At 73.0% G+C, this 21,453-nt stretch carries 11 protein-coding genes and 1 riboswitch; of the genes, 3 read left to right on the forward strand and 8 right to left on the reverse strand.

What is annotated here, in order from left to right; translation table 11 throughout:
• Positions 1–38 precede the first annotated feature (38 nt).
• The 4 genes from Q0840_RS08705 to Q0840_RS08720 all read right to left on the reverse strand — a co-directional run bounded on the left by Q0840_RS08705 (position 39) and on the right by Q0840_RS08720 (position 5,359).
• Complete coding sequence (locus Q0840_RS08705) at positions 39–2,078, reverse strand: glycoside hydrolase family 127 protein (protein ID WP_298458827.1); 2,040 nt, start codon at positions 2,076–2,078, stop codon at positions 39–41.
• Positions 2,079–2,082: 4 nt separating this feature from the next.
• On the reverse strand, positions 2,083–2,889 hold the full coding sequence (locus Q0840_RS08710) for a carbohydrate ABC transporter permease (protein WP_298459077.1): 807 nt from the start codon (positions 2,887–2,889) through the stop codon (positions 2,083–2,085).
• Positions 2,890–2,989: 100 nt separating this feature from the next.
• Complete coding sequence (locus Q0840_RS08715) at positions 2,990–3,946, reverse strand: carbohydrate ABC transporter permease (RefSeq protein ID WP_298458830.1); 957 nt, start codon at positions 3,944–3,946, stop codon at positions 2,990–2,992.
• Between the two features lie 78 nt (positions 3,947–4,024).
• On the reverse strand, positions 4,025–5,359 hold the full coding sequence (locus Q0840_RS08720; RefSeq protein WP_298458832.1) for an ABC transporter substrate-binding protein: 1,335 nt from the start codon (positions 5,357–5,359) through the stop codon (positions 4,025–4,027).
• 326 nt (positions 5,360–5,685) lie between these two features.
• Here Q0840_RS08720 and Q0840_RS08725 point away from each other — a divergent pair, with 326 nt between their 5' ends.
• Positions 5,686–6,720 (forward strand): LacI family DNA-binding transcriptional regulator, encoded by a 1,035-nt coding sequence (locus tag Q0840_RS08725; RefSeq protein ID WP_298458835.1) that lies wholly within the window; start codon positions 5,686–5,688, stop codon positions 6,718–6,720.
• Positions 6,721–6,861: 141 nt separating this feature from the next.
• On the opposite strand, the gene Q0840_RS08730 is transcribed toward Q0840_RS08725, so the two are convergent.
• Positions 6,862–10,755: a family 43 glycosylhydrolase gene (locus Q0840_RS08730; RefSeq protein ID WP_298458837.1), complete on the reverse strand. Its 3,894-nt coding sequence runs from the start codon at positions 10,753–10,755 to the stop codon at positions 6,862–6,864.
• A 109-nt stretch (positions 10,756–10,864) separates the two neighbouring features.
• Complete coding sequence (locus Q0840_RS08735) at positions 10,865–16,249, reverse strand: OmpL47-type beta-barrel domain-containing protein (protein ID WP_298458840.1); 5,385 nt, start codon at positions 16,247–16,249, stop codon at positions 10,865–10,867.
• A gap of 147 nt (positions 16,250–16,396) precedes the next feature.
• A riboswitch (SAM riboswitch) is annotated at positions 16,397–16,491 on the forward strand.
• Positions 16,492–16,495: 4 nt separating this feature from the next.
• Between Q0840_RS08735 and Q0840_RS08740 the strand changes: the two genes are divergently transcribed.
• Together Q0840_RS08740 and metE are read left to right on the forward strand one after the other, a co-directional pair.
• Positions 16,496–17,521 carry a methylenetetrahydrofolate reductase gene (locus Q0840_RS08740; RefSeq protein WP_298458843.1) on the forward strand — a complete coding sequence of 342 codons (1,026 nt, stop codon included), beginning with the start codon at positions 16,496–16,498 and terminating at the stop codon, positions 17,519–17,521.
• A 2-nt stretch (positions 17,522–17,523) separates the two neighbouring features.
• Positions 17,524–19,896 carry a 5-methyltetrahydropteroyltriglutamate--homocysteine S-methyltransferase gene (gene metE / locus Q0840_RS08745; protein ID WP_298459078.1) on the forward strand — a complete coding sequence of 791 codons (2,373 nt, stop codon included), beginning with the start codon at positions 17,524–17,526 and terminating at the stop codon, positions 19,894–19,896.
• A 138-nt stretch (positions 19,897–20,034) separates the two neighbouring features.
• Here the strand turns inward: metE and Q0840_RS08750 are convergent, their stop codons facing one another.
• Together Q0840_RS08750 and Q0840_RS08755 are read right to left on the reverse strand one after the other, a co-directional pair.
• On the reverse strand, positions 20,035–20,529 hold the full coding sequence (locus Q0840_RS08750; protein WP_298458844.1) for an Hsp20/alpha crystallin family protein: 495 nt from the start codon (positions 20,527–20,529) through the stop codon (positions 20,035–20,037).
• Positions 20,530–20,698: 169 nt separating this feature from the next.
• Positions 20,699–21,148, reverse strand: coding sequence for a (deoxy)nucleoside triphosphate pyrophosphohydrolase (locus tag Q0840_RS08755; protein WP_298458845.1), 450 nt, complete (start codon positions 21,146–21,148; stop codon positions 20,699–20,701).
• Positions 21,149–21,453 lie beyond the last annotated feature (305 nt).

Below are 21,453 nucleotides of genomic sequence, written 5' to 3' on the forward strand. Positions count from 1 at the left end.
CGGTACCTGCCGCCCGGGGCTCGGGCGTCGTCACGGCGTCAGGTGGGCACCCACACGCGCATGGTGGACGGGCCACGCGTCGCCCAGTCGTGGTACGGCCGCAGCACGATCTCGGTGCCCGCGGCGCCCTGGTCCGCGACCTCCCGGTCGATGCCGTCCCCGTACGGCCAGGCGTGCTCGGCCAGGTCCACCAGGGCGCCCCGCGCGACGACGTGGTCACCGCGGTCCTGCGGCGCCACCCCGGGATCGATCCGCACGACGTCGACGTGCGCCGTCCCCGGCAGGTCGACGGACTCCACGCACAGCACCTCCGGTCCCCGCTCGACCGCCACGCAGCCACGGACCGCGTCGATCCGTGGGTCGGCCCGGACGAACCGCGGCTCGAGGGGCAGCCCCAGGACGACCTCGTCACCCGGCGCGAAGTCGCAGGTGACCCGCACGGCACCGGGCTCGACCACCCGGCGCTCGCCGGCGACCTCCAGGGTCGCCCCGGTCGCCCAGGCGGGGACCCGCAGGGTCAGCGTCCACCGGTGCGTGTCGACGCCGGCGACCCGCACGCGGACCTCCCCCGTGCGGGGGTAGTCCGTCACGACGTCGACCGCGACGGCGCGGCCGTCCGGCAGGGCGGTGCGGATCTCCGCCGGGGCGTACTGGTGGAGCTGGAGGCCGTCATCGTCCACCGTGGCCAGGTAGGCGGCCAGGCTCGCGAAGGTGCGGGCGACGTTGGTGGGGCAGCAGGAGACGCCGAACCACGGCGCCCGCAGGGACGAGGCGGCGCGTGGACTGGCCACGTCCTCCTCGGGCACCGTGGCCAGCTCCCGCTGGTGCAGGGTGTTCGTGTAGTAGAACGCGGTGCCCTCGGGGGACGGCGACGTCGCGACGACGTTGTACAGGGTCCGCTCGATGAGGTCACCGCGGGCGGGCGACCCGTCGGCGAGCAGCAGCCGCCAGCTGAGCATGACCGACCCGATCCCGGCGCACGTCTCGGAGTAGGCGCGGTCGGGGGGCAGCACGTAGTCCGGGCCGAACGCCTCGTCCTGGTGCCGTGACCCCATCCCGCCGGTGAGGTAGGTGCGCCGGGCCACCGTGGTGTCGAGCTGGTGGCTGACGGCGTCGAGCAGGTCCCCGTCGCCGGTCTCGGACGCGAGGTCCACGGCGCCGGCCGACAGGTAGGTGGCGCGCACGGCGTGCCCGCGCAGCACGGTGGCGTCCCGCACCGGCAGGTCGTCCTGGAAGTACGCCCGTCCGAACTCGACGTCCTCGAGCACCCCGTGCCCGCGGCGCTCGAGGAACAGGCGCGCCTGCTCCAGGTACCGCTCCTCGCCGGTCACCCGGTACAGCTCGACGAGGGCCGGCTCGATCTCGGGGTGCCCGCACACCGATTCGATGCCGCCCGCACCGAACACCTCGCACACGTGGTCGGCGGCCCGCCGCGCCACGGTGACCAGTGCGTCGTCGCCGTCGGCGGGACGCGTCCGTGCCCGGGCGACGGCCGCCTGGACGAGGTGCCCGAAGCAGTAGAGCTCGTGGCCCCACTCCAGGTCGGAGTACCGGGGGGCCTGGCCGGGCCGGCCGAACCGGGTGCTGAGGTAGCCGTCCGGCTCCTGCGCCGCGGCGACGCGGGCCACGATCGCCTCGAAGCGAGCCTCGAGGGCCTCGTCCCGGGTACGCCCGATCTCCCAGGCCATGGCCTCCAGGAGCTTGTACACCTCGGAGTCGGAGAACTCCCGTCCGCGGCGGTCCGCGGGCAGCCGTCCCTCGACCGCCGCGTCGAAGTTGCCCAGCCACCCCTCGCGCTCGAGCCACAGCTCGATGTGCGCCAGGGTGGCCGCGCCGTTGACCTGCTGGCGGCGGCCCCAGAAGCCGCCGGTGATGCGGACCTCGTCCAGGCCCAGCGGACGCAGCACGGCGCGGGACGGCACGACCGGGGCGATGGTGCCGGCCCGGCCGCCGGACGGCGTGGGCCCGGGCGCTGCGCCGGCCTCGGCATCGGGCGGGACCGGGACGGCGTCGCCGGTCGCGGTGGCAGCGGTGGTCGCCGTCGGCGCGGAGCTGCGGGACGTGGTGTCGGAAGTCATGGGTTCAACCTTTGAGTGCGCCGGACATGAAACCGCGTACGTAGTGACGCTGGAGGGCCAGGAACAGCACGACGCAGGGAAGAGCCAGCACGACGACACCCGCCTCGGTGGCGCCGTAGTCGATGATCCCCATCACCTGCTGGCGCATGTTCGCCACCGCGAGCGGCAGCGGCACCTTGGTGGCGTCGCTGATGAGGATCAGCGGGGCGATGAAGTCGTTCCAGGCGGCCAGGAACGCGAACAGCCCGACCGTGATCAGCCCGGGCTTGACCGCCGGCACGAGCACCCGCACCAGCGCCGAGAACGTGCCGCAGCCGTCGACCAGCGCCGCCTCCTCGAGCTCCTTGGGGACGGCCTCGAACGAGATCCGCATCATGAAGGTGGCGAACGGCAGCTGGAACATGGTCAGCACGAGCGCCAGCCCGACCAGGGAGTTCTGCAGGCCGATCGCGTTGAGCAGCACGTACAGCGGGATCAGCAGCGTCGCGTACGGGACCATGAGGATGGCCAGGGTCACCAGGAACAGCAGGTTCTTGCCCGGGAAGCGGAACCTGGCGAACGCGTAGCCACCGAGCAGCGAGATGGACAGCGTGAACACCACGGTCAGCAGCGAGACGATCGTGGAGTTCAGCAAGTACTGGCCCAGCCCGGCCCCGTACGCGGCGAGCGTGGAGTAGTTGCCCAGCCCCCAGCCGTCGGTCTGCGCCGTACCGCCCTGCGGCGACACCGACGCGACCGCGGCCCACACCAGGGGCGCCAGGAACAGCAGCGCGAGCCCGCCGGTCAGGACGTAGTAGGGGGTGCGCAGCAGCGGGTTCGGGCCGTCGTCGCCGTGGTGGTGGTCCCCGCGACCCGGGGCACGGCGGGTCGTCGTGCCGGCGGGGCCCGGCGCGTGGTCGGTTGCGGTCACGTCAGTTCTCCTTGCCGCGCAGCCCGCGGAACTGCAGGGCGTTGATGGCCAGCAGGGCGATCAGGACCATGACCGACAGCGCGGCGGCCAGCCCCAGATCGTTGCCGCCGGCGAAGGCCATGTTGTAGATGAGCTGGACGATCGTGATCGTGCTGTTGTCCGGTCCGCCCTTGGTCAGGATGTAGAACTGGTCGAACGCGAGCAGGGACCCGGTGACGCACAGGATCGTGCACAGCGCCAGGGATGGCCGCAGCAGCGGCAGCGTGATCCGGCTGAAGATCTGCCAGCGGTTCGCGCCGTCGATGTGCGCGGCCTCGTACACGTCACCGGGGATGCCCTGCAGCCCCACCATCAGCAGCAGCATGTAGAACCCGGCGAACCGCCACACGATGAGGAACACCGTCGACCACAGCGCCGAGGTCGGCGTCCCCAGGAACGAGATCGGCTCCTGGACGACTCCGAGCGCCATCAGGGCCGGGTTGATCGGGCTGCTCTGCGGGGAGTAGATCGCGTAGAACAGCAGCGACGCGGACGCCAGACCGAGTGCGCTCGGCACGAGGATCGCGGTGCGCAGGACGCTGCGCCACCGGCTCGCCTCCTGCACGACCATCGCCAGGCCCAGCGCGACGGCCAGCAGCAGGACCGTGGTGATCACCGTGTACTTCACGGTGAACACGATCGCCGGCCACAGCAGGCGGTTGTCGGCGGCGTCGACGTAGTTCTCCGGCAGGTTCAACCCCCGGTTGCCGGCGAACAGACCCCAGTCGGACACCGACATCTGCAGCACGAGCAGCACCGGCAGGACGAAGAACACCAGGACCATGACGCCGGTCGGGGCCGCGTAGAGCATGCCGGACAGCGAGCGGGAGCCCCGCAGTCGGCGGGGGCGGGGTACGCCCCCGGACCGCGACTTCTCGCGGGCGGCCTCCGGGACCGTCGGGGTGGTGAGGTTGGCCACGGCGTCTCCTTCGCGGGGCCGGCGGGCCGGTGGCGCCGACGACGACGTCGGCACCACCGGCCCGTGGGGACGGGTGGACTACTGGCTGAGCACGTCGGTGATCGCCTCGTTGTCCTCCTCGACGCTGTCCCCGTCACCGAACACGGCGTCGCGGAACAGCGTCACCCAGGGCGACCCGGCCGCGTTGTAGGCCTGCTGGAAGTTCGGGGCGTACGGCGTGCGGCTCTCCGGTGCACCCGCGACCTCGTTGATGGTCACCAGCCGCGGGTCGGCGGCGGCGTACTCGTTGTCCGCGAGGTCCGTGCGCGCCGGGGTGCTGCCGTTCGCGGCGAGCACCTCGACCTGGGCCTCCTCGGACATCATCCAGGCCAGGAAGTTCCACGCCTGGTCGGTGACGTCGGAGTCCTTGGAGATGCCGATGCCGTCGCCACCGATGAACGTCGCGGCGCCGCCGTCGACCCCGGGGATGGGGGCCACGCCGACGTCGACCGTCTCGTCGGCGGTCGCCAGCAGCGTGGCCGGGTACGGCATGACGCCGACGTTGCCCTGCTGGAAGTCGCCGACCCAGGTGGCACCGGTCTCGTCCTGCGACGCCGGCGCGACGGCGCCCGCCTCCCACAGCTCGCGCCAGGTGGAGTACACCTCCTGCGCGGAGTCGGACGCGAGCATCGCCTCGGTGCCGTCCTCGTTCATCACCTCGTCGCCCGACGCCCAGATCATCGGGAACCAGGTGAAGACGCCGCAGCCGCCGCAGTTGCCACCGAAGTAGGTGCCGTAGACGCCGGGCTTGCCCAGGGCCTGGATCGCCAGCGCGTGCTCCTTGAACTCCTCGAGGGTGGTCGGTCCCTGCTCGGGGTCCAGGCCGGCCTCGGCGTAGAGCTCCTTGTTGTAGAAGATGACCGACAGGTCCAGCACGAACGGCAGCACGTACTGCGCATCCTCGTAGGTGCCGGCCTCGATGTGGCCCTGGTTGATGTCGTCGGCGAACGGCAGCGACTCGATGCGCTCGCTGATGTCCTGGAACAGACCGGCCTCGGTCCAGTTCGGCACGTAGACGATGTCCGCCGCGAACAGGTCGGGCAGGTCGCCGCTGCCGGCCGCCGCACCGACCCGGGCGACGTAGTCGTCGTTCGGCGTGATGGTGAGCTCCACCTGGTTCTCGTGGGTCTCGTTGTAGGCGTCCACGAGCAGGTTCGCCTGGAACTCCATGGGGGCGCGCGTCCACAGCGTCAGCGTGGTGCCGTCGTCGACGCCCTCCCACGCCTCGGTGTCGCCGCCGGTGTCGCCGCCGGCGGCGGGCGGGGTGTCACCACCGTCGCCGGAACCGCAGGCGGTCAGGCCTACGGCGAGCAGGCTGACACCGGCGACGCCGGCCAGCGCGCGACGCGCACGCGTCAAGCGGGTGGTCCTCATCTCATCTCCTCGAGCTCGTCGTTGAGCGCCGCACGCATCTGCCCCGGCGTGCACCAAGGGCCACCAGGGCCCCTGCAACGCACCTACTGCTGGTTTCTGCACCTCGATCGGTAACCGCACCGGCGTCTGCACCGGATGGCTCGGACGGTGCGTCCTTGCTGGGACAACACCACGATGAGCCGTCCACGTGCCGACCTCGCCACGTACCCGAAAAGGCTTTCTGAATCTATGGCGCACGAGGATGAGCGTCAAGGGCCCCTCGCGCTACAGTCGCCCCGAGGCCGGATCGAGACCTGATCGCGACCTGCGTCGACGAGGAGGTGCGCGTGGCGTCACAGGCAGGCCCGGCAGGAGCATCCAAGGCGACCACGTTGACCGACGTCGCCCGCCTCGCCGGGGTCTCGATCGCGACCGCGTCCAAGGCGCTCAACGGCCGTGCACAGGTCAAGGCCGAGACGCGCGCCCGGGTCATCGACGCCGCCGAGCGGCTGCAGTTCTCACCGAACGCGCTGGCCCGCGGGCTGCTCGCGGGCCGCTCGGGGACCGTGGGGCTGATCACGTCCGACCTGGAGGGCCGGTTCTCGATCCCGGTGCTCATGGGCGCGGAGGACGCCTTCGGCTCGGGCCAGACCTCGGTCTTCCTGTGCGACGCCCGCGGCGACGCCATCCGCGAGCAGCACCACGTCCGCGCGCTGCTCTCCCGGCGGGTCGACGGCCTCATCGTCGTGGGCGCGCGGCCCGACCCGCGCCCCCCGCTCGCCGCGGAGGTCCCCATCCCGGTGGTGTACGCCTACGCGCCGTCCGAGGACCCCGGCGACGTGTCGATCGTCAGCGACAACGTCGGCGGTGGCCGGATGGCGGTCGAACACCTCGTCGCGTGCGGCCGGCAGCGGATCGCGCACATCAGTGGGGACCCGACCTACGGTGCGGCGCACGACCGCGAGCGCGGGGCCCTGGAGGCACTCGGCGAGGCGGGACTCGCGCTGGCCGGGGGGCGGGCGTACTACGGCAGCTGGTCCGAGGCGTGGGGCCGCGGCGCGACCCGGATGCTGCTCGAGCGCGACCCCGACGTGGACGCGATCTTCGCCGGCTCGGACCAGATCGCCCGGGGCGTGCTCGACGCGCTGCACGAGGCGGGCCGGGACGTCCCCGGGGACGTGGCGGTGATCGGGTTCGACAACTGGGAGGTGCTCGCCACGAACGCCCGTCCCCCGCTGACCAGCGTGGACATCAACCTCGAGCACCTGGGCCGGGTCGCCGCCCAGCGGCTGTTCGCCGCGATCGACGGCAGCACCCGGTCGGGGACCGAGTCGCTGCCGTGCCGCGTGGTCGCGCGCGGGTCCACCACGCCGCTGGACTGAGCCCCGCCGGTGGGCGGTCGTGGGTCCCGGCACACCGTGCCGGCGGGCGCCTCGGCACCGTGGCGCAGCCTCGTGGCGACCTCGGCGCGACGAGGGGCGTGCCGGTGGGTCCGGCACGCCCCTCGATCCCTGCCGTGCGCACTACGGCGCTGTCACCACCGCAGCGGTCGTCAGGAACCTGTCGTACCGGTGGAGGAACGCCGCCATCGCCTGCCGGCTGATCGGCACGGCGGTCCCGAACGAGCCGTCCGGATACCCCTTCGCGATCCCCGCCCCCTCCAGCCACCCGATCGCCTCCGCGAACGGATGCCCCGGCGCCACGTCGGTGAACGTCGCCGCCGAGCCCGGCACCGGCTCACCGGCCGCCCGGTGCAGGAACGCCGCCATCGCCTGCCGGCTCACCGGACGCGTCGGACCGAACGTCCCGTCCGCGTACCCACCGGCCAGGTCCATCTCGGCCATCCACTCGATCTGCACGAAGAACGGATCCGTCGGATGCACGTCGGAGAACGACTGCGTCCCCTGCGCCGGCACCCAGTCCGCCCCCGCGTACCGGTACATGAACGCCGCCATCGCCTGCCGGCTGACCGCGGCCGCCGGACGGAAGAGGACCGTGTCACCGGCCTGGGAGCCCTCGGCCAGTCCGCGCTCGGCCATCCACCGGATCTCGTCGTAGAACACGTGACCTGGGGAGACGTCGACGAACACCGGCGCACCCGGCTCGGGCTGCGGGTCCGGGTCGGGATCGGGGTCCGGGTCGGGATCGGGGTCCGGGTCCGGGCCGGGGTCGACGTCCGCCGCGAACACCTCCCACTCGCTGACGGCCACCGCGGACCGCGAGTCGCCGTCGTCGGCAGGGTGGGTGGTGAAGGTCGCCCGCAGCTGCGTGGTGGTGACGGGGTCGAACGTCGTGACGTTCACGCCCTCCGGGGACGTCCCGTAGCCGCTGGCGCCGGTGACGGGGACCCACGCCTGCGCGGCGTCGTCCCAGTGCTCGAGCACCCAGGACTGCGGCACCGCTACGCCCACGCCCGACCCGGCAGGGGAGTCGCTCCAGAACCTGACCTCGGTCCGGTCGACGGTCACCTCCCGGTCCCAGGCGTACTGCAGCCACCGGGTCTCCGGCTCGGCGCCGGTCCAGGTCCCCCACACCTCGCTCTGGTCGCCACCGGCGTTGACTCCCCGGCCGTCGTTGACGGCGTCGACGTCGTTCCACCCGGCGGTGAAGGACGCCGTCGGGGTCGCCAGCGGCGCGATGTTGCCGACCAGCGGGGCGTCCGGGTCGAGCGGGACCTCGACCGTCGTGACGGCCGAGGTGTTGCCCGCGACGTCGGTCGCCCGCACGTGCACGTCGTGCGGCAGGCCGTCCATCACGACCGGCCCGGTGTACGCGGTCCAGCCGCCGAGCCCGTCGACGGAGTACTCGAGCGAGTCGACCCCGGACACCGCGTCGGTCGCCTCGGCGGACACGGTCCGGCCCCCGGCGTGGAAGCCGGCCACGACCTCGGGACCGTCGACGTCGATCGACACGGTGAGCGTCGCCTCCGCGGTGTTGCCGCCGGCGTCCTCGACGGTCACGGCGAGAGCCTGCTCACCGGGCCCGGTGAGCTCGACCGTCGCCTCCCGGCTAGCCACGACGACCGGCTCGCCGTCGTCGACCTGCGTGGTGATCGCCAGCGCACCGTCGCGGTCGTCGTCGGCGGTGATCCGTGCGGTGACCGCGGAGGTGTACCAGCCGGCGTCACCCACGACCCCGGACGCCTGGACCTGCACCGTGGGGGCGGCGGTGTCCGGCTCCTCGGTCAGCACGCGCCACTCGGCGACCGCCAGGGACCCGGTGCGGTCCGCGGTGCCCTGCGACTGCAGGACGGCGCGCAGCTGCGTCGTCGTCACCGGGTCGAACGTGGTCACCTCGGCCGTGTCCGCCGAGGTGCCGTACCCGCTGGCGCCCGGGACCTCGACCCACGACGCCGTCTCCGCGTGCCAGTACTCCAGGTGCCACGACTGCGGCACCTTGACGCCCTCCTCGGCGTCGTCGGTCACGTCCTGGAAGAACCGGATCTCCGAGCGCCCCACGGTGACCGGCTCCGACCAGGTGTAGCGGACCCACTGCTCACCGACCTGCGGCCAGGTACCCCACAGCAGGGTCTGATCGACCGGGGCGGTCGGCAGCACCCCGTCGTTGAGCGCCGTCACCCTGTTGTGCCCGGCGGTGAAGGACGCGTCCGGCGTCGCCGCGGGGGCGACGTTGGTGCGCCACGGCGCGTCCGGCAGGACGGTCACCGAGGCCTCGACGTACCCGGCCGCATGGCCGAGCACCCAGCCCTGGACGGTGACGGTGCCCGCCTCCGCGAGCGCGGCGGGGTCGACGTCGTCCCACCGGACCGGCAGCTCGAGCTCGACGCCTGCGGGGTAGGCCGCGGTGACGGTCGCCGGCAGGGAGGCGCCGCCCTCGGCACCCACCCAGGTCGTCGCGGTGACCGGCTCGATGCTCGTGGCCTGCTCCGCCAGCACCATCCACTCCTGCACCGCGACCGCGGCGTAGGTGACCGGGTCGGTGGCGGACGGCGACCCGTCGAGGACCGCGCGCAGCTGCGTCGTGGTGACCGGGTCGAAGGTGACCTCGTGGAGCACGCCGTGCTCGGTCGGGTAGCCGCTCGGGTCCGGGACGTCCCGCCACTCGCCGCTCGCGAGGTCGCGGTACTGCAGGACCCAGGCGTCAGGGGTGGACACGCCGGTGCCCACGCCGGGCGGCTGGTCACGCCAGAACTGGATCCGCGAGCCGCTCACCCGCATCGGCTGGTCCCAGGTGTACTGCGCCCAGACCTGCGCGGGCCGGTTGCTGGACCACGTCCCCCACAGGTCCGGCGGGAGCGGGTTCGGCCGGATGATCTCGTCGTTGAGCGACTTGACCCAATACTGGGTGGGCACCGGCTCGTTGGACACGGTGACGGTCGCGGCGTGCGCGATGTTCGCGCGAGGGGTGCGGTCCGGCCCGCGCTCGGGGGTGGTCTGCACCGGCAGGATCCGCGCCGGGGTCTGCGTGTCGTCCCACTCGAGATCGTCGATCGCGACCGACCGGCGGAAGTGGTTGCCGCCCACCGCGTCGGCGGTGTGGTACGTCAGGTACCACTGGCCCCTGAACTCGACGATGCCGGGGTGGCTGGTGGTCGAGGACACCGGCGGCAGGATCGTGCCGCGGTAGGTCCACGGGCCCTCCGGCGCCGGCGCGGTCCCATAGGCGAGGCACGCGTGGTAGTTGGCCGGTGTGCACGGCGAGGTGGGGCCGGCGTTGTTGCCCGCGTAGGCGAGGTAGTAGGTGCCGTTGCGCTCGAACACCCACGGCGCCTCGAAGAACCCGCTCAGCCCGGTCACCGTCTGCACGTCACCGCGCAGGGTCCTCATGTCCGGCTCGAGGCCGATCCGGCGCAGGTTCCCGAAGCTGCCCCACCACATGTGCACCTCGCCGGACTCGGTGATGTGCACCGTCGGGTCGATGTTGTGGATGGTGTTGCCGAGGATGCTCTGGGACACGATGGGGCCGCCGGCGTGGTCGGTCCACGGCCCGAGCGGGTCGTCGGCGACCGCGACGCCGATGCCGAAGGCGTCGGGCGAGGTGCTGCCCGCCTCGTGCACCGGGACGTACCAGTAGAAGCGGCCGTCCGTGCCCTCGACGACCTCACCCGCGTAGGCGCGTCCCGGGGTCGCCCAGTCGAACACCTCCTCGGGTCGCATCAGCGCCGGGTGGTGCTGCCACGCCCCGGAGTCGAGATCCGCCGCGACGTCGGTGGTCGAGAACGCCTGCCACTCGTTCATGACGAAGTCGTTGGTCGTCGGGCCCGCCTCGTCGCGCCCCGCGTAGATGTACAGGGTGTCGTCGACGACGAGGGGTGCGGGGTCGGCCGAGTAGACGGTGCCGTCCCCGAGGATCGGGTTCTCGACGGCCGAGGCCACGGTCGGGGCTGCCAGGGCGAGAGCGAGGGTCACGGCCAGCAACGCCGGCCCCCTCGGTCGCCGTCGGTCGGTCGCGGGCATGGTGCTCCTTGGGCTGCGCTGCATCGGGAGGACGCGCTGTGCGCGCGGGGGGGGTCGGTGAGGCCGGACGCGCCGGTGAGCGGGATGCTCACCGGCGCGTCCGCGTGCATCACTGCTGGGCCAGGTCGCCCGTCTGCGGCAGGGCGTCGTACCGGTGGAGGAACGCCGCCATAGCCTGCCGGCTGATCGGCACGGCGGTCCCGAACGAGCCGTCCGGATACCCCCGGGCGATCTCGACCTCCTCCAGCCACCCGATCGCCTCCGCGAACGGATGCCCCGGCGCCACGTCGGTGAACGTCGCCGCCGAGCCCGGCACCGGCTCACCGGCCGCCCGGTGCAGGAACGCCGCCATCGCCTGCCGGCTCACCGGACGCGTCGGACCAAACGTCCCGTCCGCGTACCCACCGGCCAGGTCCATCTCGGCCATCCACTCGATCTGCACATAGAACGGATCCGTCGGGTGCACGTCGGAGAACGACTGCGTCCCCTGCGCCGGCACCCAGTCCGCCCCCGCGTACCGGTACATGAACGCCGCCATCGCCTGCCGGCTCATCGGGGACGCCGGGTAGAAGAACACCTGGTCCCCGACCTGCGTGCCGGTGGACAGGCCCGACTCGGCCAGCCATCGGATCTCGTCGTAGAACACGTGACCTGGGGAGACGTCGACGAACACGGGCGCCACCGGGTCGGGGTCGTCCACCGCGGGCACGTCGACCGACGTCGCCGTCGACACGTTCCCGACGGCGTCGGTGGCCCGCGCGTGCACGGTCACCGCGTCGTCACCGACGGTGACGGGCCCGGTGTAGGCCGTCCACTCGCCGTCACCCAGCCGGTACTGGACCGAGGCCACCCCGGAGCCGGCGTCGGTCGCCGTGACCACGACCCGGCGGCTGTCGCCGTCGAGCGCGGCCGCGACCTGCGGACCGGAGCGGTCGATCCCCACCGTGCGCTCGACCACGGCCGAGACGTTGCCGGCTGCGTCGGTCGCCCGGACGGCGACGCGGTGCTGCCCCTCGCCGGTGACCACGACCGGGGCGGTGTAAGCCGCCCAGGCGCCGTCGTCGACCTGGATCTGGACGGTGGGCGCCCCGGGGCGGTCGTCGGTCGCCGTGACCGTGACCGTCACGTCACCGGCGACCCAGCCGGAGGCCGAGGGGGTCGGCGCCAGGGCCACCGAGACCTCGGGGGCGGTGGTGTCGGGATCGGTCGAGCCGCCGCCGGTCCCGACGGTGACCGTCGCGACGGCCGTGGTCGTCCCGGCGCCCTCGACCGTGCCGGTCACCTCGAAGGTGCCGTCCGCGGCGTAGTCGGCGGGGTCGATCTCCTCCCAGGTGACCGGGAGCATCTCGCGCGAGCCGTCGTTGTACTGCACGACCACCGTCCCGGGCAGCTGCGGGGCGACCCCCGTGGCCGTCCGGACCGCCACGGGGTCGATCGTGTTGATCTGCCCCGGCGGCGTGGACCGGACCCAGACGGTGACCGTCGGGGTCAGCGGCGTGCCCTCGGCGATGCCCTGCAGGGTGAACTGCCCGTCCGCGGCGACCTGGTCGGCGGTGATCTCCGGCCAGACGACGCCCACGGTGCTGCGGCTGCCGTCGGCGTAGACGCCCACGACCTCGTCGGGCAGGTCGGGGACCACGCCCACCGCGGTGCGCACGTGCAGCGGCTCGAGGGTCTCGGGCGAGTCGGCGAACACCTCCCACTCGGCGACGCCGATCGCCGAGTACGACGTGGCGTCCGCGTTCGGCGCGGCGTCGAAGGTGGCCCGCAGCGCATCGGTGGTGACCGCGTCGAACGTGGTCACGTTGGTCCCGGTGCGCTCGGTGCCGTACCCGCTCGGGCCGGGCACGTCGACCCACGCACCCGCGGCGTCGCGGTACTGGATGACCCACGACTCCGGCACCGCCACGCCCTGGCCGCTGCCGGCCTCCGCGTCGGTCCAGAACATGATCTCCGAGCCGCTCACCCGCACCGGGCCGTCCCAGGTGTACTGCAGCCACTGCTGCTCGGGCCGGCTGCCGGACCACGTGCCCCACACCGCGTCCTGCGCGCCGCCGGCGTTCTGCCCGGCGCCGTCGTTGACCGCGGTCACGCGGTTCCACCCCGCGGTGTAGGACGCCGTCGGCGTCGCCGCCGGGGCGACGTTCGTGGTGCCGCCCGCCGGTGCCTGCCCGACGACGACGATCTCGGTGCCGGCCTCGGCAGCGCCGTCGGAGGCGGTCAGCCGGAACCGGTACTCGCCGTCGGCGGTGAACCGGACGACCGTGGTCGCCGCGGTGTCGTCGTCGAAGAGCACCGTGGCGCCCTCGGGTGCGGACACCAGGCTCCACCGCGAGGACAGCTCACCCGCGGGCAGGCCGTCGTCGCGCACGGTGCCGATCAGCCGGGCGGACCCGGCCTGGGAGTAGACGGCGTCCTGGATCGCGCTCACCGACGGTGCGGCGTTGTCGACCGCCGGCGCCGCCAGGCCCGTGCTGCGGACCTGGAGCTCCTTGACGCCCGTCCGGAAGCCGGGGGCGTGCGTCACGGTGAGCCGGATCCGCTGCGTCGTGATCTCCGGGAAGAGCACCCGGTTGAGGTTCCCCTGCGGGTAGACCGGGTCCTTCGCCTGGCCCGGGACCGGCCGCCAGGTGTCACCGTCGAGGTACTCGACGGTGTACATCGACGGGGCGGCGTACCCCGGGCGCGTCCCGGCCAGGCGACCGCCCTGGGGCGAGTCGGACGACGACGTGCGGTAGAAGTACACCCGCACCTCGTCGAGGGCCTGCGCCGAGCCGAGATCGATCTCGAGCGAGTCCTCGGCGTTCGGTGAGCCGGCGGTGCCCCAGAACGGCTCGTTGATGGTGGTGCCGTTGACCGCGGCCTGCGGGCTGCTGAACGGGTCGTCGGCCGTGAAGGTCGCGGTGACCTGGGCGCCCTCGGCGAGGTTGGGCGTCCCGGTGGTGCCGGTCGCGATGTCCGCGCCGGCCTTGGCGAACAGGTCCACCACGCGGGCGTCGTCGGCGAATCGCACCTCGTTGGGCGCCTGCAGGCTCTGCTGGGTGACCGTCACGACCGTCACGTCGTCGTCCTTCTCCACGACGGTCCCGGTGGCCGGGTCGTAGACCACGCGGCCCAGGGAGTCGGTGGTGAAGGCCAGCTCGCCGTCGAGGAAGGCCGAGTAGCCCTCGGGGACGCCCTCGCCGTACGGGCGCTGCCCGTCGCCGGGCTCGTCCCACACGATGGTCAGGTCGCGGTCCCGCAGGGCGATGTTGTTGGCGGTGAAGTACGGCCAGTCGATGTCGATCGGGTCGAGCTCGATCATCGCGTCCGAGCGAGGACGCAGGCCCATCGCGTCCTCGATCATTGTGAAGTTGGTGGTGCCGAGGATCGTGTGGTGGATCCACGACCGGTAGCCGATGTCCTGCTCGTCGCCCCACTCGGTGTTCGCCGACCCGGTGTTCCAGAACTCGTTCTGGTCCGGCAGCCGGTTGTCACCGTCGATGTAGTGCGCCCACGCGTTCCAGTACAGGAGCTTCTTGTAGTAGTCCGAGCCGACGTACTCGTTCGGGTAGTTGCGCAGGACGCTGGACAGCATCCGGAACGTCACCGTGGAGTTGATGATGGAGAAGTTGTTGCTGCCGCCCGCGCCACGCTCGGCGGCGTCGACCTGGTTGGCCGTGTAGAACGGGAAGATCGGGTACTCGTCGTAGTAGCGCCACAGCCGCAGCGCCTCGACGTAGTCGTCGTCGTAGTCCGCGTCGCCGGGCTGCGGGACCAGGCCCACGCTGAACGGGTAGTAGTTGTTGATCTCCTTCCAGTCCACCAGGAGGTTCTCGCCACCGGCCTGCCGGTGCTTGATGAGGTCGTCCTCGGCGTCCCACAGCGTGTCCATCACCGCCGACTTGATGCTCGCGGCGAGGTCGCGCATCTCCTGTGCCTCGGCCTCGTCGCCCGCGGCGGCGTAGGCCTCGGCCGAGGCCATCGCGTTGGAGTACAGGTAGGCGTTCTCGGCGCGGTCCATGTTGGTCTCGCCGTGCTCCGCGGCCCAGTCGAACGACACCGCATCGGCGTCGTTGCCGGTCATCGCGCCCCAGTCGTACTCGATGAGGTTGTTGCCGTTGCTGTCGAAGTCCTCGAGCAGGCCCTTGACGTCGTTCTCGCCGTAGACCGCCAGGTTCTCGGCGATCGCCGCCGGCCCGCCGTGCAGCTGGTAGGAGCGCCAGGCCGCCTCGCTGATGTACTGGGTGTAGCTGTTGCTCCAGTTCGACGGCGACCCTGGGTTGTCCTCCATCTTGCCGCTGCGCGCCGTCTCACCGGCGGACACCCACGGACCGTAGGAGTAGACCGGGTCGCGGAAGTACTTCAGGTCGTCGATGAACATGCCGGTCGTCAGGACGATGGCGTTGTTGTAGCCGGTCACGCCCTCGATCGACGTCGGGAACTGGTAGTCGTTGCCCGGGACGTTCGCATCGAGGTAGTTGAACCGCATGAGCCACCATCGATAGAACAGCGTCTTGTCGATGTTGTCCTCGGGCGTGTCCAGGTAGGGGATGTTGTCCGCCCACCACTCGTTGTAGGCGGTCACGTGAGTGGTGTACGCCTCACCCGGCGCCGCCGCGCGCACCGCGTCGTACTGCGCGCGCGAGCCGGGCAGCTCGTCCGCGATCAGGCCGAGCTGAAGCTTGGTGCCGGCCGAGCCGTCCGCCGGCACGTCGAGCGTGCGGACCAGCGACTGGCCCTGCGGCACGAATCCGTCGCCGGAGAACCGCGGGTACAGCGTCGTGATGTTGTTGCGGGTGACCCGGACGCCGGTCAGCTCCTCGCCGGCGGCGACGCCGGCGAGTGGGGAGGTCGCCACCAGCTCGACGGACTTCGCCTCACCGTCGGTGCTGGTCAGCTCGACCTGGGTGACGGCGACGTTCTCGTGGGTGACGTACTTCGTCTGGACCAGCCGCAGGCCGGCCTCCGCGTTGGTGAAGACGCTGTGCCAGTAGCTCGGCGTCTGCTTGCGGGCCTCGGTGTCCTCGGTCATGACCACGTCCTGGCCGCCGACGCGGACCGTGACGCCGTAGAGCGAGTCGACCCCGAGCTCGTGCCAGTAGGCGGCCCGTCCACCGAAACCGATGACACTCGGCTGGTGCGTGTACATGTACGCAGCGCGTCCGCGGCTGAACAGCCAGTTGTTCGTGTCGCCGTAGCCGCCGGCCGTCCCGTACCGGGCCAGCATGCTGTCGATCCAGAAGTCGGAGTCCGGGCTCTGGCCGGCACCGGCGGCCAGGTCGGCCTCGAAGACGGCTCGCATCTGGTTGCCGACCGTGAAGTCGGTCGGCAGCTCCGGGACCGGGTCGGCCGAACCCGCCCATACCGGGAAGCCCACACCGGAGTTCAACCGGTCCTCGTCTGCCGCGTACGCCGACGGCGCCACGAGCAGCGTGGCCGCCATCGTCGCGCCGAGCGAGCCGGCCATCAGGCCGCGCCCGCGCCGGCGCCCCCACCGAGATCTGTCAGTCACAACGCGCTCCTCGTCATTGAGAGCATGGATTGGCCCGGCCAGCGAACCACGGCCGCCGGAGCGGCCGCAATGCTTTTCGGTCTTTTCGGTAATCGGGGCTGCCGAACCGGTCGTTGCCCCCGTCGGCGCGGCCGACCTATGCTCGCCGCACCATCCAGAGCGGCCGAGAGACCCGGTTCGACGACGCCGCAGCAACCCCCCGACGACCAGGGTGTGGGTGCTTCCGCCGGGAGCGATGGAGAGCCGATGCCGCCAGCCGTCCCCGCCCGCCGTCCCGGACTGACGCACGGGCCGGCGGCCATCGACCGGCCGACCGTGTCGTTCGAGCTGTTCCCGCCCCGGACCCCCGAGGCGACCGCGCAGCTGTGGACGACGGTGCAGCGGCTGGCGGCCGTGCGCCCGGACTTCATCTCGGTGACCTACGGGGCGTCGGGATCCACCAGGGCCACCACCCGCGAGCTGGTCCGGCGCCTGCTCGCCGAGACGTCGGTGCTGCCCATCGCCCACCTGACGTGCGTCGGCGCGACCCGCAGCGAGCTGGTCACCGTGATCGAGGAGTTCCTCGACGAGGGCGTGCGGACGTTCCTGGCGCTGCGCGGTGACCCACCGGTCGGGGCCGCGGACTGGCGCCCGCACCCGGGCGGCCTGAGCCGGGCCAGCGAGCTCGTCGAGCTGCTCCGCGAGGTGGAGGCCGCGCGCTGCGGCTCGTCCGCGAGCCAGGCGCTGCGCGGGGCGGCCCACAAGCTCAGCGTCGCCGTGGCGGCGTTCCCCACCGGCCACCCCGGTCCCGGCAGCCCGGCCGAGCGGCGGGGCCGGGACCTGCAGGCGCTGCTCGCCAAGCAGCGGGCCGGCGCCGACTTCGCGATCACCCAGGTCTTCTTCGACCCGGCCACCTACACCGACCTGCTCCGCGACGCGCGGGCGCTGGGCATCACGATCCCGATCCTCGCCGGGGTCATCCCCACCACGGACCCCGGGCGGCTGCTGCGGGTCGAGGAGCTCACCGGCGTGCCGGTCCCGGCCGACCTGCTGGCCCGCCTGCTCGCCGCCGACGACGAGGACGAACGCCGCCGCGTCGGCCTGCGCGCGAGCATCGACGTGGCCAACGCCGTGCTGGACGCCGGCGCGCCGGGTCTGCACGTCTACACCTTCAACCGACATCGCGACGCGCTCGCCCTCGTCGAGGGCACGGGCCTGTGCGACGCCGCACCCGACGGCCCGTCCGACCCGATCGCCCGCCCGCACGACCTCGAGCCCCAGGGGGCACCATGACCATGCCGTCCACCCCGCCCGCCGTCCCGCCGTTCCCCGCCGCGAGCGTCCTGGGCTACCCGCGCATCGGGCCGCGCCGCGAGCTCAAGCGTGCCCTCGAGGCGTACTGGGCCGGGTCCGCCACCGCCGACGACGTCGAGCGGGTGGCGGCGGACCTGCGCTCGCGCACCCGTCGGCGGCTCGCCGACCTGGGCCTGGCGACCGACGTCCCGGCGATCCCCTCCGCGTTCTCCTTCTACGACCACGTCCTCGACGCCGCGCTCATGCTGGGCGCCGTGCCGGGCCGGTTCGCCGCCGTCGCGCCCGGCCCGGGCCGGGCGGTGGGGCTCGACACGCTGTCCGCGCTGGCTCGCGGGCTGCCGGACGCACCACCGCTGGAGATGACCAAGTGGTTCGACACGAACTACCACTACCTCGTGCCCGAGATCGGTCCGGGCACGATCCTGCGGATGGCCGACGACCGGCCGGTCCGCGAGCTCACCGAGGCGCTGGCCGACGGCGTGCTGACCCGGCCGGTCCTGGTCGGTCCGGTCACCGTCCTGCTGCTCGCCAAGGCGACCGACGACGCCCCCGCCGGCTTCTCGCCGCTGGACCGGCTCGACGACGTCGTCGCCGTCTACGCCCAGGTGCTGCGCGCGCTGGCCGCTGCGGGCGCCACCTGGGTCCAGCTCGACGAGCCGGCCCTCGTGGCGGACCTGACCGGCGTGGACCGTGCCCGGGTGCTGGACGCGGTCCGGCGGGCGTACACGGCCCTGACCGGCGACGCCGTCGTCCCCGACCGGCCGGCGCTGCTGGTCGCGACCCCGCACGGCGACCCGGGCGACGCGCTCGGGGCCCTCACCGCGGCCGGGGTCGAGGGGGTCGCGCTCGACCTCGTGCGTGGCGCCGCGCCGACCGGTCCGCTGCCCCGCCCGGCGGACGGGCACGCCCTGACCGTGGTCGGCGGGGTCGTGGACGGTCGCAACGTGTGGCGCAGCGACCTCGGCGGTGCCCTGGACACCCTCGCGGCACTGCGCGCGGCGCTCGGCCCCGACGTCTCCGTCACGGCCGGCACCTCGGCGTCCCTGCTGCACGTGCCGCACGACGTCGACGACGAGCCGGACCTGGACCCCACCCTGCGCAGCTGGCTCGCGTTCGCCGACCAGAAGGTGCGCGAGGTGGTCACCCTGGCCACCGGCCTGACCGACGGTCCGCACGCGGTCGACGACGCGGTCCGGGCGGCCGCCGTCGCGCGCGGCACCCGCGCCACCGCCGACGGCGTCGTCCGTCCGGACCTGCGCGACCGGCTCGCCGCGCTCGGCCCGGACGCCCTGCACCGGCCGGACCCGGCGGTGCGCCGGGCGGCCCAGGAGGCCCGCCTGGGTCTGCCGCCGCTGCCCACCACGACGATCGGCTCGTTCCCGCAGACCGGTGAGATCCGGACCGCACGGGCCGGCCTGGCCCGGGGCACGCTGAGCGCCGAGGACTACGCGGACGCCATGCGCGCCGAGATCCGCCGGGTCGTCGCGCTCCAGGAGGACCTCGGCCTGGACGTGCTCGTGCACGGTGAGCCCGAGCGCAACGACATGGTGCAGTACTTCGCCGAGCACCTGACCGGCTTCGTCTCCACGACCCACGCCTGGGTGCAGTCCTACGGGTCGCGCTGCGTGCGCCCGCCGATCCTGTGGGGGGACGTGACCCGGCCCGCACCCATCACCGTCGAGTGGTCGACCTACACCGCGTCGCTCACCGACCGGCCGGTCAAGGGCATGCTGACGGGCCCGGTCACCATCCTGGCGTGGTCGTTCGTGCGCGACGACCAGCCGCTGGCCGACACCGCACGGCAGGTCGCGCTCGCGCTGCGCGAGGAGATCGCCGACCTCGAGGCGGCCGGGATCGCGGTCGTGCAGGTCGACGAGCCGGCGCTGCGCGAGCTGCTGCCGCTGCGCGCCGCGGACCGCCCGGCGTACCTGGACTGGTCCGTCGGGGCGTTCCGGCTGGCGACGTCGGGCGTCCGTGACGACACGCAGGTGCACACGCACCTGTGCTACTCGGAGTTCGGCGAGGTCATCGGCGCGATCGACGCCCTGGACGCCGACGTCACGAGCATCGAGGCGGCCCGGTCCCGGATGGAGGTCCTCGGCGACCTCGCGGCGGCCGGGTACACCCGCGGCGTCGGTCCCGGCGTCTACGACATCCACTCCCCGCGGGTCCCGGACACCCAGGGCGTCGCCGCGCTGCTCCACGAGGCCGTCCGGTCCGTCGACCCGGCGCTGCTGTGGGTCAACCCGGACTGCGGGCTCAAGACGCGCCGGTACGACGAGGTGGAGCCGGCGCTGCGGAACATGGTGGCCGCCGCCCGTTCGGTGCGGGCCGCGCTCGCCGCACAGGTATGACCTGTCAGCATCGCGGTGGGCCCGGCGTGCCGGGCCGCGACCGCCGGCACGCGACGAGCGCAGCCCGCACCGGACGGAGGGGATGACGCCCGGCGGGGCCGCGGGACGAGCCCGCGGCCCGCGCCGGCGTCCGTGTCCTCAGCCGGTGTGCGCCGAGGACGACGGCTCGGCGTCGATGGACTGCGCGTCGACGGACCGCGCCTCGCCGCCGCCGATCGCGGACTGCCCGCCGGTGGCCAGGTGCTGGACCTCGACGCGGCGCGGCTTGGACTCCTCGGCCACCGGGATCGTCAGCGAGAGGACACCGTCGGCGTAGGTGGCGCTCATCTTGTCCAGCGCGAGGCCGCGGCCCACGGTCAGCTGGCGCGCGTAGGTGCCGCTCGGGCGCTCGTTGACGAGCCACTGGACGTCCTGCTCGGTCCGGGCGGTGCGCTCCGCGCGGATCGTCAGGGTCCGGTCCTCGACGTTGACGTCGATGGTGCCGGGGTCCGCTCCGGGTAGGTCCACGTTGAGGACGAAGTGGTCGCCGGACCGGAACAGATCCATCGGCATGGTGCCGGCCGCCTGCGCGGCACCGAAGACCTGACCCAGCAGGCGGTCCATCTCCTGGAACGGGTCGAATCGGGTAGCCACACCCCTCACCTCCTCGTCACAAGAGGCCCCGGCCTCCGGGGCCCGGTGCTCCCGGTCCGGCCCCTGCCGACCCGGGTGGCTACGCCCCTGTTCTAGCACTCGGGCATGGTGAGTGCCAGATCCCGTCGTTCGCCCTGAGCGATCGGGTCGGCACGTCGGGGCGTGCAGGTCAGCGCCCCGCGACGTGGTCGGCGAGGGCCTCGACGATGGGCACGTCGGCGTCCAGCCACGGTACGGACAGCCAGTCGCCGACCCCGAGCCACCGCAGCTCGTCGTGCTCGACGAGCGGCTCCGCGACACCGTCGCCGACCTGCGCCGTCCACAGCCGCATCACGTACCGCTCCGACAGCCGCCAGCCGGTCCGGCCGGGCGCGACGAGCTCCTGGCCGAGTCGCACCCCGACGCCGAGCTCTTCGCGCAGCTCGCGGTGCACGGCGGCCACCGGGTCCTCCCCGGGCTCCACCTTGCCGCCCGGGAACTCCCAGCGGCCGGCCAGGCTGACCGGCCGAGCCCGCCGCGCGGCGAGCAGCCGCGTCGGCGCGACGAGGTCGTCCAGGATCGCCGCGGCCACGACGAGCACGGGAGCCGGGGCGCCGGGAGGGGTGTCGGCAGGGGTCATGGCGCGCAGTCTCTCCTAGTCTGCGAGGCTCTCCCGGCCGCGCAGGGTGACGAGGCCCCTGCGATCGATGGCACGGTCGGCCCACGCCCTCCGTCCCGTTCCCTGGTCGGGTTCCCGGACCGCCGGGCGCGGACGGACGGACGGGCATCAATCTCGTGGACCGCGTCCGGCAAGCGGTCTATAACGGGATCTGCAGTCGACAGCGAGCCCGGGACCGAGAGGCCGCGGGGCTCCATCCGCGCGCGGACCGGTCGACGTGCCTGAATGACTTCTGCGCGATCGGGGACCTGGGCCTGCGGACCCGG

Origin of the sequence: uncultured Cellulomonas sp. (assembly GCF_947494015.1) — a bacterium.
Classification (GTDB): domain Bacteria; phylum Actinomycetota; class Actinomycetes; order Actinomycetales; family Cellulomonadaceae; genus Pengzhenrongella.

Bases quoted from the DNA above. Each gene is read 5' to 3' on its own strand.
- Q0840_RS08705 (WP_298458827.1), bottom strand. From the start codon at position 2,078: ATGACTTCCGACACCACGTCCCGCAGCTCCGCGCCGACGGCGACCACC.
- Q0840_RS08720 (WP_298458832.1), bottom strand. From the start codon at position 5,359: ATGAGGACCACCCGCTTGACGCGTGCGCGTCGCGCGCTGGCCGGCGTC.
- Q0840_RS08730 (WP_298458837.1), bottom strand. From the start codon at position 10,755: ATGCCCGCGACCGACCGACGGCGACCGAGGGGGCCGGCGTTGCTGGCC.
- Q0840_RS08740 (WP_298458843.1), top strand. From the start codon at position 16,496: ATGCCGCCAGCCGTCCCCGCCCGCCGTCCCGGACTGACGCACGGGCCG.
- metE (WP_298459078.1), top strand. From the start codon at position 17,524: ATGCCGTCCACCCCGCCCGCCGTCCCGCCGTTCCCCGCCGCGAGCGTC.
- Q0840_RS08755 (WP_298458845.1), bottom strand. From the start codon at position 21,148: ATGACCCCTGCCGACACCCCTCCCGGCGCCCCGGCTCCCGTGCTCGTC.